Raw genomic sequence first — 17,945 nt, forward strand, 5'->3', positions numbered from 1 at the left:
TAAGTTTTTAACGGTATAGGGTAAAGTGTCCAACAAATTCTCTTTCGTCTCTATCGCCATTTAGTTTAACTACGTACCAGTAGTCTCCCGTTGGCAATTCATTGTCTAAATATGTTCCGTCCCAACCTTCAGAATCAACAGATTGTTCAGAAACCACTCTACCATAACGATCAAATATTTTTATTAGTATTTCTGGGTATTGCTCAATATTTCTTGGGATCCATAAATCGTTCTGCCCATCTCCATCTGGGGTAAAGAAATTAGGTATTTCCACGTCTATAAACTCCATAAATATATTTGCTACCCTTGAGCATCCATTCTCATCAACAACACGAACTTCATAGGTATCTGTTCTAGTAATATAGAAGGTATTGCTATCGCCATTATCTATTCCATCAAAATAATAGGTGTAACCTTCTCTACCACCTTCAACAACAGCTGTTATTTCGTTCATGTTATTTTGTTCCAATGCTAGAGTCAATGGCTCAAAATCCTCAATAACAAAATCAATAGTTACAAAACACCCGTTAGCATGGGCAATAGTAATGTAATGGTTGCCCGGTGCCGAGTTTCTAAAATCAGGATTCAATTGAAGATCTGCAGGGTCCACAGAATCTATTGCGTATAATACATCTCCAATTACACTATCATCTTCTAATGTGATATTCACAAAATTATCTGGCACATCACCCGAACATTCGTAAACAGGAATTACCGTTGCATTAAGGTTTACTCCCGATTCAATATCAACTACAACATTGGTATCACAACCATTGGCATCTTTAATTACAATGATATAATTACCTGCTGCCATATCATAGAATTCAGTTCTGTTCAGTACAAAATCTTCATCGCTATTAGAATTCAACGCTGTACTATATGGTGCCGTACCTCCTGTGATATCAAGAATTATAGTACCATCTTGACTATCAACACAAATTTCCGGTGTAGTCTCTACTTCAACAACCAAACTTGATGGTTCAGAAATAGTATACGTTAAGTATTCAAAACAACCATTTTGGTCTTGAGCTATAACAGTATACTCTCCAGGACCCAATTCTGTAAACGTGTTTTCATCATAGAATTGGTTCAGATTTGGTGAAATTGCATATTGATAACCACCTGCTCCACCAGATAATGTAACCGTTATTTCACCGTTGTTCTCTCCTTCACAAGTAATATCAACAACATTGTCTGTATAAGAAAGCGGTGTAGGTTCTACAATAATAACCTCTTCTGGTGTTGTTGTACAATCATCACTAACTACAGTTACATAATACGTACCTGCTCCCAAATCTCTAAACACACCTTGAGATTGTGGACCGGCAATTCTAGAAGCTACGCTTAAAGAACTATCTGTAAACAACTCATATTGGTAGTTACCTAATCCGCCATCGGCAGTTGCATAAATGATAGCCGTGCTTTCACCTGTACAGTTCAGTACCGCAGCAGAGGTGTCAACCGTTAATTCTAAAGCAGGAATCTCACTTTCTGTAATTGCATTTGAAACTGCAGACTCACAACCGTTAATAGCATCACGTACATAGAATTGATATCTACCGGCAGGATACATACCTGTTTCAGGTAACCCTAACGGATTACTGGTCATAGGCAAGAAGTTGACGTTATCAACGCTATACTCATATGTTCCGCTACCACCTGTGGCAGTAAGTTCAAACTCAGCACCAGTAGTACAGGTCAATGCATCTGTTCTAATTAAACTTGCCTGTACTTCTGTTGGCTCTCTTACCTCAACAACATTTGTTGTGGTATCACAGTTCCACCCATCGACTACGGTAACGCTATAGAAACCTGCGCCTAGATCCGTAAAATTAGGATTGGTTTGAACACCAGTCGTTGTAGTAATCGTAGTACCGGTTTCATTATAGAAATTCAACTGATAGCTATAATTTCCACTACCGCCACCTGTTACATTTGCAGTTACAACCGCTCCTGTATCACCGTAACAAGCTAGGTCTGTTACAAGCGGAGTTGCATTAGCCACTATAGGTGTTGCTGGCGTTAATGTTTCAGTATAATTTACAATACATCCGGCATCATCGGTAATGCTTATTGTGAAAGCACCCGCAGCTAAATCTGTAAAGACTCCTTCATTTACATCGTCCATGGTATAAACATCACCAGTTGTAGTGTTGGTCAATACGATATCATAAGGACTATAGCCGCCCTCTATTTCAACTCTAATAACCCCTTGATCATCTGTACAAGTAGCTTCTGCCAAAGGCGTTATCACACCGCTCAGTGGTCTATCCGGAGAAATTATTGTCACCATATTTGTATCTTCAGAACAAAAGGGAACATCTGTTTCTGTAATGGTAACATAGTAGCTACCACCGGATAATCCTGTTATTGTTCTTGGATTAACACTGGTATCCGAAGCAGTTGCTGCTATAACCGATGCTCCTGCGGCGTTGAACACTTCATAAGTGTAATTTCCGGTATACCCATCAATATCAATTTCCAAACTTCCATTGGTATCACCAAAACATGTAACTTCTGTTATAGCCGTTGCCGTAGCAGTTATAAAATCGAACGGAGCAATCGTATAACTTTCCGTATTAACATAACAACCCGTATCTAAATCTGTAACTCTAAATACATAGGAACCAACAGTATTTAAATCGTAAGTTGCAGATGTTGCTGTTGTACTAACCAAAGTACCTGTGGCATTACCAATTGGTAACAATTCATAACCATAGTTATGTGCCAAACCATTATCAACTACTGAAATTGTTATTCTCTCATCGTTTGTACATGTAATTGCGACATCTTGAGCTACTGTAGCCGTAAATGTATTTATAGGTTGAATTGTAACGGTATCGAAAGTGGTACAACCATTGGCATCTTTTACGTAAACATCTATGGTTTGTACGCTTCCATCGTCCGTAACATTGAACGTATTTGACGCTTGGAAAATAACATTATCAATACTGTATAAGTATGGTGCGGTTCCTGTACCTGTACCAGCCGTAGCTGTTATAGTCGCAGTATTTACACTATTATCTGCCGCACAACTAAATTCTGTTGCTGTTGCAGAAACGGTTAATTGCGTTGGTTGAGTAATGGTTTCATTCTTAACAGCATCACAGCCTCTACTAGAAATTACTCTTACTTGGTACTCTCCTGCAGCTAAACCTGTAAACAACGGATCGTTTTGAGCTGGCACAATTGGCGTTACCAAATCTGCAATATCATATAATTCATATTGATAAATAGGATTATCATCTGTTGCCGGATCAATATTGGCTCTAATACTACCATTACTATCCCCAAAACAACTTACATTAACAATAGTTGCATCTAATAATACAGGGTCTACTGGAGCATCTAGAACTTGAGTTACCGTTCTTTCACAAACTGGATTTGTCGTATCTAAATCCCTAACCACAAAAGTATATGTTCCAGCCTCTGTTAAGTTTGTAAACACACCTGTTGTTTGAGTTACCACAGAACCTAATGGAGTAGTCATTTCAAACTCAAGGTTTGTAGAACCCCCGGTTACATTAACCGTTATTTCTCCACCCGGAGTCACCGTACAATCAATAGACTTATCTACTGTCGTAGAAACATCCATTTGTTCATAAAGTACCACCGCATTAGTTGTAAAAGTACAGCCCCATTGGTCTATAATAGTAACATCATAACTACCAGCACCAAGACCTGAGAATACTCTAGTGTTTTGTGGTGCACGGAAATCAGTACCGTTTAATCTTAATTGGTATGTATAATTACTTCCTTGACCGCCAGTAGGCACACTTACTTCAATTTCTCCTTGTAAGTTGGTGCAGTTCTCTATGTTTACATCTAATGTTGCTGCTATTGGGTCTGGAACATCAAGTACAATATTGTCTTGAATTAATCGCTCACAACCTTCAGCGTCACGAGCCCATGCTTGGTAAGTACCAGCAGGTAACAAATCAAAAGTAGCGTTAGTTACGAAATCTGTAGTTGCAGGAACACTTGTACCAACAAAATACGTATAACCACCCCAACCACCTTCAACATCGGTAATGGTAATTGAACCATCATTTCCTGGTACACATGTAATATCGGTTACTACAGTATTTCCTGTAATATCAGCTAAAGGACCGTTGATAGTAAATGCTTCTGTATTTGTACAGAACGGGTTGTTGTCTTGTGTAATAGAAACATAGTAACTACCTGCAAATAAGTCAATATCTGCTGTAGGTCCATTTGTTGTTGCTTCTGAACCAGAAATAACAACCGTGTCATCACTAGTATCTGCTAATGTTCCCTCAGTGTCATAAATAGTCCAAGTAAATCCGCCAGGGTAGGTTGCATCAACTAATTCAAAGTTCACAGCACCCGTATCAGTTCCAAAACAAATTACATCACTTGTTTTAACAACATCGATAGTAAATGTGTTTGGCTCTTCTATAGTTTCTGCAACAGAAACCACACAACCCGTATCAATATGTCTTGCCAATATCGTATACGATCCCGCAGACAAACTACCGAAAACGTTAGAAGTTTGGTAGTTGGCACCATTATCAATGCTATATTGAAACCTAGTTGGGTCGCTTAAAGTAGATGTCACCACTACCGTAATTTCGCCATCGCTACCAGGAGCACATGTAACCGTATTTGAAACCGAAGCGTCTATATCGGTAATTTCATCAAAAGGACGAACAGTAGCTGTTGTGCTACCAGCACAACCCTTATCATCATAAACATTGATGGTATAAGTATCACCTGCTCTATTTGTAACCACTAATACATTTGATGCACCAGATTGTACCACAGCCGAACTGCTATCCACAAATTCATAGATTACATAGTTACCGCTACCACCGGTAATGGCAGTCTCGTCAACTGTAATTGTAGCATTGTTAGGATTATTACCAGCAGTACAACCGAATTCTACAACTGTAGTATCTATGTTCGATATTACTGCAGGTTCGTCTATTACAATGTTACCTGATGCCGTAGTACAACCGTTAGTTCCTGTTGCCGTTACAACGTATGTATTTGGAGGTAAGCCTTCAAATGTATTGTTACTTGCATTGAATGTTCCTGCTACTGGAGATATCGTAAATGTTAACGGATTTACTCCGTTTTCAACTTGTGTCAAAGTGATTGAACCATCGTTAGCTCCAAAACAAGTAATATCTATATGCGAATCTGTAAAAACAGGTTGAATAGCAGGAGCCAACTCTCGCGTTACCGTAATTTCACAAACAGGATTTGTAGTATCTAAATCTCTTATTAAGAAACTATACGTTCCATCAACGGTTAAGTCCGTAAATGTTGCATTATTGGTTTGCGTAACCGCAGCACCTGTTGGAGGTGTCATAATAAACTCTAAGTTTGATGAACCACCGGTTACATTGATAGTTATAGTACCACCTGGTGTACCCGTACAATCAATAGCCTTGTCTACCGTAGTAGTTGCACTTAACTGTTCGTATAATTCTACTGGAGCAGTTGTAAATGTACATCCCCATTGATCTGTAATGATCACTTCATATGCTCCGGCTCCTAAACCTGAGAAAACTCTAGTGTTCTGCGGAGCACGGAAATTAGACCCGTTCATTACCAATTGGTAGGTATAGTTACTTCCTTGACCGCCAGTTGGTACACTAACTTCTATTTCTCCCTGTAAGTTTGTACAATTCTCTATGTTTACTGCTAATGTTGCCGCAATTGGGTCTGGAACATCAAGTACAATATTATCTTGTATTAATTGCTCACAACCTTCAGCATCACGAACCCAAGCTTGGTATGTACCAGCAGGTAACGAATCAAAAGTAGCGTTAGCTACGAAATCTGTAGTTGCAGGAGCACTTGTGCCAACAAAATAGGTATAGCCACCCCATCCACCTACAACATCGGTAATGGTTATACTGCCATCATTTCCTGGTACACAAGTAATATCAGTTACTACTGTATTACCCGTAATAGCTGCATCTGGACCTGCAATATTGAAAAATTCAACATTGGTACAGAATGGATTGTTGGTTTGTGAAATAGAAACATAGTATTCACCAACACCTAAATTAATTATTGGTGTAGGACCGTTCGCAGCTTCAGAACCACTAAGAACAGAAGTATTATCGGTACGGAAAATTTCCCAATCAAAACCTGTGCTATATGTAGCATCTATCAATTCAAAAGTTACTTCACCGGTATCTGTTCCAAAGCAAATAACATCACTTGTTTTAACAACATCAATCGTAAACGTGTTTGGCTCTTCAATTCTAGCCGAAGCAGTTATAATACAACCCGTATCTGTATGTCTTATCAAGAAGTTATGGTTTCCAGCAGACAATCCGCCAAAAACATTGGTAGAAAGGTATGTAACACCATTATCAATACTATACTCGTATTTAGAACTATCACTAGCTGTAGAAGTTGCCGTTACGGTAATTTCACCATCAGCACCAGGCGCACAAGTAACCGTATTGGTCACCGCGGCCGTTGCTCCTGTTAATTCATCATACGGAAGCACAGTAGCCGTAGTGCTACCGGAACATCCATTATCATCATAAACATTGATGGTATATGTTTCACCCGTTCTATCGGTAACCGTTAAAACATTAGATGATCCAGACTGAACAACAGCAGAGCTGCTATCAATAAATTCGTAAGTTACATAGGTATTGCTACCTCCTGTAATTGCTGCCGTATCCACGGTTATTGTTGCATTGTTTGTATTGTTACCAGCTGTACAACCAAATTCAACAACATCTGCATTTACATTTGCAATTTGTAACGGAGTACCTACAGGACTATCTACCTCTAATTCACAACCACGACCAGAAGTTACCCTAACAACGTAATCATCATTTGCGACTAAATTTGTAAATGTACCCGTTGTTTGAGGGGCACTTGCAGGAGTTAACACCGAAGGCGCGGTTTCAATAAATAACTGATAAACGTACGGTGGGTTATCCATAGATGCATCTAAAATGGCCACTATAGAACCATCTGTTGCTCCAAAACAAGTTACATCTGTTATATCTGTCGTAAATAAAACAGGGGTTGCCAACTCTAATTCTACGTCTGTTTGTGCAGTACAACCACCCAAAACCGTATCATAAACATGAGCAGTATAAATGCCTGAATCCAACCCTGTAAAAATAGGTGAAGGTTGAGGGCTACCAGTTACACTAACTCCGCCATTATCGAATAACTCATATTCATAGAATGTAGATCCACCATAAGCTGTAATTACTATTTCTCCATCGCCTTCCGTACATGAAGGTTGGGTAGTAACTTCAGCTGTAATAGCTGTCGGTGCAAATATTTCGATCGTCTCTACATTTCCACAACCGTTAAAATCACGAACTTGAACGGTGTAATTTCCAGAACTTAAATCTGTAAACTGATGTGTTGAGCCTGCAGTGGTCAACGTAGATGATTGGTAAGAACCGCTATTTATACTCAAAGTATAAGGTTGAATACCTTCTCCGTCTAAAGTAATTTCTATAATAAAGTCACCTTCATCTGCCGTACATTGGTTGATTACGACACCAGAAATAGCCGGTGTTGGGTCATCTGCAATAGTAACATCCAATGGTAGTGCCGTAGAACAACCGTTACCGTCCATCACATAAATATCCCACTCTGTATTAACCGAAGGGTCTAATTCCGCATAGTTACTAGTAATATAATCACCAGCAACAGGAGGAACACCATTTTCAACGTAGGCATACGTATAAGAGCCATTTCCACCGCCTGCAATTACGGTTACATTAGCATCTTCAGAACAGTAACCGTTATTTTGATCCGCCAAGGTCAAAGTCACCGGATTAGGCTCTAAAATTCTAAATTCGAAAGTATTTGTACACTCAGGAGTAGCTGCTTCTTGGAAAAATAGTACATAATCTCCAGGAGGAATGTTTGAAACCGTTTCCAACGGTGTTGGACCAGGACCTATTGGACCTGTAACACTACCTGAATATGCACCACCTAATGGTGTATTACTAATGCTTTCTCTTATTTCATAATTTATAGTAGTTACATTAGGATCATATTCTTCAAACTGGAAAGAAATAGACCCATCTATATCTCCATAACAAGAAACATCTGTTACCGTTGGATCTGCAACTACATCAATAGCAGATACATTAGGAATATCAACTTCAACAAAACTAGAACATCCTGTTGTCGTGTCGATCACTTGAAAAACATAACTGGCACCAGGGTTTAGTCCGTTGTATGTTGCAACTTCCTCATCAGCTGTAGCACCCGCCGCCTCAGCATCTGGTGCGGTACCTGTACCATAAATAGTAAAATCGTAATTTCCTGAACCTCCACTTGCGGTAAGTTCAGCGGTACCACCAGCAATACAACTAACTGGCATTAAAACCGGGTCAACCGATAAATATGGACTTGACAAAACCCTAACCGGATTCTCGTAATACTCACAACCATTGGCATCCAATACACGAACATAGTAGTCTCCGAAAGCCAATCCGTCAAAAGTTACCGTAGTTGCTGTCGTATTTACCACAGGGTTTGGTCCTGTCGTAGGAACAACATTATTAAGATTATCATATAGGGTGTATGTAAAATTAGGGACCCCACCACTTGTAATCGTAATTTCAATACTACCTGGAATATCACCAGAAGGACCACAACTAACGTCTGTAGCTACAACATTTGCATCAAACAATACTGGATCAACAACAGTTGCACTACCATTATACGTACATTCTTTAGAATCTCTAACTATATAATTATAAGCACCAGCGGCCAAACCTGTGTAAACCCTTTGGCTTGTAAAGGCACTGCCGTCAAAACTAATTTCATAAGGTGATGAACCAAAGTTAGGATCCACATTGATTTCAACGATACCATTGGTATCTCCAAAACACGTAGGGTTGGTAACGGTTTCCGTTGCAACAGGGTTTACTGTTGGTGTAACCGTAACTATATTAGAAACAGCTGTACAACCTTGATTATCAGTTATTCTAAACCTATACGTACCTGCTGTAGAAGTGGTATATGGGAATGTTCCCGTAAAAGCGGTATAACCACCACTATTTACATCTAACTCATAAGTATAAGGAGCATAACCACCAGCAACCTGTAAATCCATAGTTGCATCTGGCGATACCGAGCAATCCAAATCTTTTGTTAGGGTAAGGTTCGCCGTTAATTGAGGTTCAACATCAAAAGTTACCGTATCTGTACAACCATTGGCATCTCTAATCTCAAAAGTATAACTACCTGGGGTAAGACCCGTAAAACTGTTCGATGCTCTATATGCACCCGTTCCAATTCTGTAAGTGTAAGGTGCCATTCCACCTGATGCGCCTACCTCTATAGTAGCCGATCCAGTAACCGAAGAATCAAAACATACATCTGAACTTGGTAAAATACTCGCTACAGGAGCTACAGGAGCGGTTAATGTAAATGTATCCGTTTCCGTACAGCCATTTGCATCTGTAACCGTTATCGTATGTAAACCTAATTGATCCAAACCTGTAAATACCCCTGTGCTTTGTACAGCCGTATTGGAGCCGTCCGGCAGTTCTATTACATAAGAATATGCTGAAGTACCACCGGTTACATTAATAGTTACCGAACCATCATCATCACATGTAGGTTGAACAGGTGTATTTGAAACTACAAGTGCTGAAGGTTCTGATATTGTTTGCGTTAAAGGAACCGTACACCCTGCAATAGGGTTATCTACGTCTCTAACATAAATAGTATAAGTACCGGCAGCTAGACCAGTAATTTGATGTGTTGTTGCGGTATCACTACCTGCTATAGTTGCAAAAGAACTATCATAGCTATATTCATAACCACCAGCTCCAAAATTATCGACTTCAAAAGTAATTGTACCACTATTATCTGCATTACAATCCAAATCTTCAAAAGATAGAATTGCAGCTTCAAAAGCATTACCGTCTTGAACATTTACAATAATATCTGTTGTACAGTCACTACCATAATCCACGGTAACCGTATGTTGACCAACAGATGCGTTGTTAAATGCATTGCTTGTCTGTGGCGTATTGCCATCAATACTGTATGTATATGTAGCATCATTAGGAAGAATTGTAATATTTCCTGTTCCGTCACAATTATAAGTAACACTACTACTTAAGGATGGTTCCGTTGGTAATGGAGCTATAACAATATTTGGAAGGTCAACAACACAACCTGTATTATTTGCATCTCTAACCTGCACAGTATACGCACCATCGGTTAATCCTGTGAAAACCGTACCACCTGTAGTAGCAGTTGTCCAAGAACCACCGTTTAAGCTATATTGATAAGAACCAGAACCGCCCACAGTAGGTGTAATGCTACCTACCGAAATTTCTGCCAGTTGATTACAGGTATAATCTTGTGTTTGTTGGCTCTCAGCGACAATTTCGGGTAATTGATCTACGTCAACAGACAACGTTAGCTCACAATTATTTACATCCCTAACTCGAACATCATATGTGCCTGCAGTTAGATTATTGAATAAACTTACAGACCCGAAGTTTGCACCGCCATCTATACTAAAAGTATACGGAGCCTCACCACCACTAGGGGCTAAAGAAATACTACCGTCATTTCCACCAAAACAAGTTACATCTACTACTGTTGGTACAGCAGCTACTGGAGCATCTTGATCAATATTGATGTCGTACATGGCAGGACATGCATCTGCCGCTCCATTGTTATCCAAAACATACACATCATAATCCCCAGCACCACTAACGGTAACCGGATTGGTAGCTGAATAATCGCTCACTGTAGGAGTTACACCATCAGCAACTACTGCGTAAACATAATTTCCGTCACCACCTGCTGCTGTAATATTAATTTCACTATCGGTACCGCAAGCTGTTATAGTACTTGCACTTGCACTGACCGTTACTTGTTGTTCAATGGTTACGGTTTGGACAGGAGCATCACAACCATAAGCATCGGTAACCTCAATAGTGTACGTTCCATTTGAAAGACCTGTAAATGTATATGTGGTTGCATCAATTGGTGTAGGGGTAACAAACGCTCCTCCATTGATTCTAAACTGATAATCACCATTACCGGCGGTAACATCTACAACAATAGTTGCATCATTACTACCACTATAACACGTTGTTTCCAATAATGTAAAAGCTGGTGTTTCCGGAGCCGTAACTACAATTGGGGTGTCAATTAAATCTGAACAACCATTGGCATCTCTAGCACGAATATTATATGTTCCTGCCGATAAGCCATTGAACACTGTATTCGTTTGATATGCAGTTATTATTCCGCCAGAAGTATCTTCTAATTGGTACTCATACCCTGGAGTACCACCTGTAGCACTCGCTGTTATTTCTGCTCCGCCATTATTACAAGTAAATTCTTGTGAAAGGTCTGCATCAGCAACCACAACTGTTGGTTCGTTAATAGTATGATCAAAAAATGTTGTACAACCAGGTAAAGAACTCGCCGCGTCTCTAACATATACTCTATACGTACCTGCAGAGAGTCCGGATATAGTTTGTGGCGATACCGTTGTACTACCTAAAATACTAGCAAAATTATCTAAGCTATATTCAAATCCGCTTGCGCCATAGTTATCTACTTCAAAAGTAATTGATCCAGAATTATCACCATTACAATCTAAATCCTCAGAAGTAAGAAGACTAGCTTCAAATGCATTACCATCTTCTACCGTAACATCTATAGTAACTGTCTGCGAACACTGTTCTGGAGTTTGTGTTGCTGAAATATCATCAATGGCAATGTCATTTCCATTAACTACTGCAGAATTTGTTCTAATAACAATATCTAAATTAGAATTAGACCCAGGATCTAGAGTTACACTATAATTTTGCCAATCATTTATTCCATTATTTTTAGGAATATTTCCGGTTGCTGTACTAGCAATTACATTACCCCCAGCATCTACAAGTTCTATTTCAATTGTAGGGTCACCTCCCGAAGTTCCATTACGCAACAAGTTAAAAGCATAAAGTGAGATGGTAATATCTCTATTTGGAATAATTTCCACTCCTCTTTTGGCATAGATAATACCTCCAACACCAGCAGCACCTCCAACATTAATTGCTAAAAATCTACCATTAGCTATTCCTGTGTGATCATTAGGACTTAACCAGCTTCCGTATGGGTTTGAAATAACACTGGTAACAGAGTATTCTCCATCCTGAATATGTGTATCCGTCCCAAATCCGCAAAGACTTTCGCTACCATCTTGTGGTTCATAACAATATAAAGGGTCAATTTGAGAAATACTCGTATTTACACCAGACCCAAAGTTTTCTTGTAATAAAGTACTAACCGATGGTGGTGTACTACTTATATAATCTACAGAAACTGTATGTGTACCAACAGATACGGCATCAAAAACATTAGAATTAGCTGGTGTGTTTTCTACTCCGTCAATACTATAAGTGTATTCTAGATTAGGATTATCTGCAGATATGGTAACAATACCCGTACCATCACATAAATAATCTACGCTAGGCGTTAATTCTACATTTGGTGGTGTAGGTGCTTGCTCAATAGTAATATCCATTGGAAAGGTACAATTGTTAGCATCTTGAATATACACGGTGTGCGATCCCGCTAAAAGGTAACCAATAGCACTAGTATCATACGTATTACCGCCATCAAAACTGTATGTATATGGTGCTGTACCACCTTGAGCATTTGTTATACGTACCTCAGCGCCATCAGATGGATTACATTCAACTAAAGCCGCAACTGCAGCCGAAGCAGATAAATTTAATGGTTCTGATATGCTATAAATCTGATTTACCTCACAAAGGTTAGCATCTCTTACCCTAATGTTGTATGAACCTGCACCAAGGTTATTAAAAGTATTCGGAGTTTGATAATTTGCCCCATTATTAATACTATAGGTATATGGTGCCTCACCACCAGAAGCAACTATTGTTAAAGTAGATTGATTTTCTCCACTACAAAGTATATCTGTATTAGAAATAGATAATGCTAATGGATCATCTTGGTCAATAGTGATGTCATAATTAGATTCACAGAAATCAGCATTACCGTTATTATCTCTTATGTAAACATCATAATTACCTGCGCCGGTAACCGTCACCGTAGCACTTGGATCAAAGTCTCCAGCATTTGGGGTAACCCCGTCAGCAACTACTGCATATACATAATTACCATCGCCACCTGCACCACTAATAGTAATATCGGTATCGGTGCCGCAGGCAGTAATGTTACTTGCGCTTGCAGTTACCGTAAGTGCAGGATTTACAGTAATACTTTCAGTGTCTGTACAATTATTACCATCTCTTACCTCAACCGTATATGTTCCTGCTGAAAGATCAGAAAATACATTGGTTGTACTAAAAGGACCGCCATTTAAACTATATTCAAAAGTACCGTCACCACCAGAAGAAACACTTGCGGTCAAGGTCAATAACACGGCATCATCAAAACAATCTTGATTTGGTGTAATAACCAATACCGGAGCAGTTGCAGGATTAAGGTCAAAAGTAAACGGAACGCTACAGTTATTAGCATCTGTTACCGTGCCGTTATATGTACCAGACTGGGTTAAACCAGTAAAAGAACCTGTTGAGTTAGACCCAAAAACCGAAGTATCTGGATTGTTCAATTCATATACATAGCTTCCCCATCCGCCAGTTGCGGTTACACTAACACTACCATCTGTTATACAACTAGGTTGTGTTTCAGTTAGGTTAGAAATGGTCAACGCCGAGGCAGGACCTTCCAATTCATGTGTTTCAGAATAGGTACAGTTAGTATCCGTATCTACAATGTCTATGGTATAAACACCGGCAACCAAGTTGTTGATGTTGTCAATGACAGCTTCTGTACCACCAGTTCTAACAACACCTGTAGGACCAGTGATTGTATAAGTAAAGTTTTGACCTGCTTGGAAATTTACATTGAACCTAATAACCCCATCTGCAGCTCCAAAACAACTAATAGGCTGTGTGGTTTCTCCACTAGCCGATATTGGATTGATTGCATTTATCGTATAATTTTCTTCATAGAAACAGCCATCCGCATCAGTAACTCTAACCGTATAGGTATCTGGAGACAAATCTTCAAAGACAGCCTCATTTCCTGAGGTACTTGTTGGACCAATGGCAGAAGGTGCAGTAATGGAATATACGTAAGGTGCTGTACCATTAATTGCGTTAACAGTTAAGTTAGATGTTCCAGCAGGACATGTAATTTGAGATTCAGTAATAGTTAAATCCGTTGGTGGATTTGGTCTATCAATAACAATTTGATTGGTTACAAAAGTACAGTTATTAGCATCTCTAATAGTAATGGTATAAGAACCATCTGTTAAGTTTTCAAAACGATTAGCATTTGCTGTCGTATCGGGAACAAAGTTAATACCGTCAATACTGTATGAATATGGTGCGGTACCTCCTATTACATTTTGTGCCTCAATTATACCCTCTTGTAAACAGGTATAATCTTGTACCAAAATAGCATCACCACTAATTGCAGCCGTTGGTGCGTCAATACTAAAACTTTCTTCTGAAATACAAGTTGCCGTACCCCTTGTTTGGGTAATTTCAACTCTATAGTCTCCTGCTGCCAAGTTTGGAAAACTACCTGTACTGTTATCTGCTAATGGTTGATCGGTATCATCAAATAATGCGAAATCTAAAGTATAGCCATTAGGGTTGGTTACATTAAACTGAATTCTACCGGTAGTTTCACCAAAACAAAGTACATCTGTAACAGTCGTAGGATCAAAATCTGCAGTTGGGTGATATTCTATAGAGACCGTATTTGATTCTACATAACAACCTGTTCTATCCAATACCAAGAAAATATAATCTCCAGCTCCAGAAACATTGAACGTAGTCTCTGTTTGGAAATTGGTTGCAGGAATATCCGCAAAATCAGAATAAGAAATAACCGTAGCTCCTCCCTCATCAACATAGCTCCAAATTACATAAGAGTAATCTGGGTTACCACCACTAGCATTCATTGAAATAATACCATCTTCACAAGTAATATGTTGGTCTACACTAGCGGTAAGTTCTAAATCGTTCTCATCTAAAACAGTAACCGCTTCACTATAAGAACATCCATCATCTGTAGAAATATAGGCGATATAATTACCGGCACTTACATCTGTAAAAGGATAGTTATTATCTGCATGACCATTTTGGCTATCTACTAATGTACCCAATCCACCGTTAGTGCCATCATCTAGTCTTATTTCAAAATCATATGGAGAATCAGCATCTGTAATCTGAAGCGTAATAGTACCTAAATTGAAACACGTCTCTGGAGTTACACTTACGTCATATGTTACCGCTCTTTCTCTAATACCTATAACCGGAGTTGAAAAAATACATGCATCTTGAATTGGATCACCGTTTGTATCTAATTGAGTAACCTCAACTCTATAAGAACCGTTCTCACCAGAAGCAAAATCAAAACTTGGACCGTTGTTAGCACTAAATGGAACAATAACATTATTAGTGTCATTATCTACCAATTGATAACCGTAACCCGCTCCAATATTTGTAATGGTAATATTACCATCAGTATCACAAACAATATCACTATTATTAAAATCTATATCTAAATTGTTCTGAAAACCTTTGAAATAGAAACTGCTAGTACATCCATTTTGATACACTACGGATAGCCTATATTCACCTGGTGCATTTAATAAATAATTACTACCGGTACCTACTTCTGTCCAAGAACAAGTAAGGGCCCTGTTGGCACAATCCTCACCAACAGTAACACCGCAACTACCTTCATCCAAAATCTCCCAAGTGACACTTTGAGCATCAACAATATTAACAGCCAATGGTTGGGTATCGTTAATACCGCACAAGAAAATTTTAGGTAAAAAAGAGCTATCATCTGAACAGAAAACTATTTCGCCAGGTATGTCATTACTAGGGTCGGCATCACCATTTACTTCATTAAAGTATTCCGTAACAGGGTTTGGTAAATTACCCGAACCAAATGGCTCTACATTTATAATTTCTTTAAACCCTTTACATGGATCGGCAACAATTTTATCCACTATATATTGACCAACAAGTGTTACTACTTGTGTACTTGGGTCATTATCTGGATCACCGTCATTGATTTCAATATCGGTAGCATCAATTTCACCGTTACTATTTGTATCTCTATACCATACGTAGGAATCAAAACCATCACCTGCATTTAAAATAGTACTTGTACCACAAAGTTCTATGGTTCTTTGAAAGTTACAATCGGACAAATCATCCAATAGGAAATTGGTAGCTCCCGGAACAACAAATCCACAAGAATTAAAATCTGTAACACTTGGGTCATCTGTAACTTGGGCAGAGTTGTTTTCACCTCTATATGAGCTATAAGCCAAGTTCTCTATTAAATCTGAACATGCATCTATAAAATCAAAACAGTTTTCAGCAACTTGAACTCTAAAAATAATTGAATATTCTCCATCTTCATCCTCAACATAAACATCAGGAACATTAAAAACTATTTCCCTACTTGCTGGATCATAGGTATACGTAATTTCATAACATGTTCTAGGTGTTCCCGTACATATAGGTGCGGGAAATGAAAAATCAGTATCATTGAAAAAGCTACGTCCATCTGGTGGAGATACGTTAACTGGCAATACGTCTCTAATGGTATAGTTGACCCCATCATCATTACCAATATTTTCAAAAGTCAATACATAATCCAATGTTTGACCTAAGTTTACCCCTTGACCTGTAATGTCAACACCGCCTGGAGTTTGTACTCTTTTTTCCAAAACAATGTTTGGCGCAATTATATCGACATCAAAAGAAGTAAAGAAGATATCATACTTATCTTGTGAAGAACTTGCCCTTAAAATAGCACTTGTAGAACCATTAGGTATTACGGTATTACTGGCACCACCATTAGGTATTTCAAAAAGATCAACATCCCAACCCAGTGTATTTACACTATTAGGGTTTCTATTGGTATACTGAGCATCGAACTGAGTAATACTGGAATTAAAAAAGTTATTTGCTGGGTTTTGACCATTTGACAATGTGGTAAAAGAGCCGTTGGCATTAATTTGTAGTGCATCACCACCAATTCTATTATCACCTTCTAAGGCAGCAACACCCATATTTGCATACACAGGAAAAGGTGCTGGCAAGGTTGTAAATCCGTTTACGGGTATGTCAATACTTTCCCCGGATTTTACACCCGCATAACCATCAAAAGTGGTGATGAATTTATCACCCGGTAAATTTGGGTTTTCATATACAATGACCATTTTCCATCCACCGGAAATACCACCTGAAATACTATTGCCTGTACTAGCTCTAACATTGGCTACAAAGTAATCTCCATTTGGATTTCCTAAACTAGCTACTATAGAAGTGACATCTTTATAAGCTGCATACGGGCTGTAATACCCAAAATCTACATCACCATTACCATCAAAAATTATTTCATCTGCAGTAATATCTTGGTAAGTTCCTCCTGGAGTTCTAAACTTAATATCATCAATAGTACTTCTATCTGGATTTACATAAACGGCTGACCAATAAAGACCTGCATAACGTACCAATGAACAATCAACATCCGGTATTTCTAAGTTTGCACTACTAGAACTGAATGTGCTGTTATCATTATCGACATCAATATACTGCATGTCGTAATTATCATTATAATCTGAAGAACTTCCGGTAGCATTAAGTGGTTCATTAGGTGAAACTTCGGGAATTGTTACAGTTTCGCGTCTCCATCTGCCATTTCTATAAACCCATTGTCTTCTTGTGGTCTCTGGTATTCTTCTATTTACAATGTTGTTAGCAATGAATGTAAGTTCACCTCGTATATCCGCTTCGTAACGAACATCAAAATCATTTTTAACCTGAGCAACCGCAGTTTGTAAACCAAGTGCCAAGAATAAAATGAAAAATAAACATTTTGAGTACTGTTTTCCCATAAGAGAAATGTGTTTGTTGAAATCTAAA

At 38.7% G+C, this 17,945-nt stretch carries 1 protein-coding gene; it reads right to left on the reverse strand.

The genetic code is table 11. The features are described 5' to 3' along the window. Positions 1–7 precede the first annotated feature (7 nt). Entirely contained in the window at positions 8–17,917 is a 17,910-nt protein-coding gene (locus CSC80_RS06350; protein WP_180268582.1) for a T9SS type B sorting domain-containing protein, read from the reverse strand. Positions 17,918–17,945 lie beyond the last annotated feature (28 nt).

It is taken from the genome of Maribacter sp. 6B07 (assembly GCF_002700155.1).
Taxonomy (GTDB): Bacteria; Bacteroidota; Bacteroidia; order Flavobacteriales; family Flavobacteriaceae; genus Maribacter; species Maribacter dokdonensis.